Genomic DNA, 1,331 nt, shown 5'->3' with positions numbered 1-1,331 from the left:
GATTGGCCCCTTGAAGATCCAGACACTTCGCCCCTCTTAACTTAAGAGGTAGTCTTGGAGCTATGTTCAGTACTAGTCACAACGAGAAGATGGTCGAAGTGTTAACAGGGGCCGAGCGCCGTCGACGCCGGACTCCACAAGAAAAGATCGCCATCGTGCAGCAGACCTTTGAGCCCGGGATGACCGTCTCTCATGTTGCTCGCTTGCACGACGTCAACGCAAACCAGCTTTTCAAATGGCGTAAGCAATTCCAAGAAGGGTCTCTCACGGCGATCACCGCCGGTGAGGATGTTGTTCCTGCTTCCGAGTTGGCTGCTGCCATCAAGCAGATCCGAGAGCTTCAGCGTCTGCTCGGGAAGAAGACCATGGAGAACGAGATCCTCAAAGAAGCCGTGGAGTATGGTCGAGCAAAAAAATGGATTGCGCATGCGCCCTTGTTGCCGGGGGACGACGATTAAGTGCTGTGAGCCAGGCTCTTAATGTATCGCGTGCGCAGCTATCCGTTCGTGTTCATCGAAAACCGGGTTGGCAAGATGGTCGTCATCATCGCCAGCGTGATGATGCAGCCTTACTTGGCCGTATCATGGAGGCGATGGCAGAGCTTCCCTCCTATGGCTATCGCCGGGTCTGGGCGCTGTTACGGCGTCAGTCTGAGGCAACAGAACAACCTGTGGTAAACGCTAAGCGGGTATATCGCGTCATGCGCGAACATGGCTTGCTGCTGGAAAGAAAACCAGCTGCACCATTGGCCCAGCAGGCACATAAGGGGCGTGTTGCCGTCAAGGAGAGCAATCGACGGTGGTGCTCAGATGGCTTCGAGTTTCGCTGCGATAACGGTGAAAAACTACGTGTCACGTTCGCCATGGATTGCTGCGATAGGGAAGCGTTGGACTGGGCGGCCAGTACTGGGGGTTACGATAGTGACACTGTGCAAGATGTCATGCTGAGGTCTGTCGAACATCGCTTTGGGGATTCGTTGCCGGCATCACCGGTGGAGTGGCTGACTGATAATGGCTCGGCGTATCGAGCCCATGAGACCCGCGCGTTTGCACGAGAAATCGGGTTGGAGCCCAGAACGACAGCAGTGAGAAGCCCACAGAGTAACGGTATAGCGGAGAGCTTCGTGAAGACGATGAAGCGAGACTATATCGAGATGATGCCAAAACCGGATAGCCGAACAGCGGTAGGCAATTTGGCTATCGCGTTTGAGCATTATAACGAGCACCACCCGCACAGCGCCTTGGGATACCGTTCACCACGGGAATTTCTGCGCAGTCGGGTATCACAACCCTAAGCGGGAAAAAGTGTCTGGACCTATGGGGTCAAATCCA

General features: G+C 54.8%; 1 protein-coding gene. It reads left to right on the top strand.

All coding sequences use genetic code 11. From position 1 onward, the window contains the following. Window positions 1-89: 89 nt before the first annotated feature. A protein-coding gene (locus tag PG881_RS23865; protein ID WP_102948393.1) for an IS3 family transposase occupies window positions 90-1,294 on the top strand; the annotation gives its coding sequence in 2 pieces (ribosomal slippage) (window positions 90-408 and window positions 408-1,294; 1,206 coding nt in all). Window positions 1,295-1,331 lie beyond the last annotated feature (37 nt).

It is taken from the genome of Aeromonas sp. QDB54 (assembly GCF_027707385.1).
GTDB classification, from domain to species: domain Bacteria; phylum Pseudomonadota; class Gammaproteobacteria; order Enterobacterales; family Aeromonadaceae; genus Aeromonas; species Aeromonas hydrophila.
Note: the sequence above shows the minus strand (reverse complement) of the source record. Positions and strands in the feature narration are given on the sequence as shown.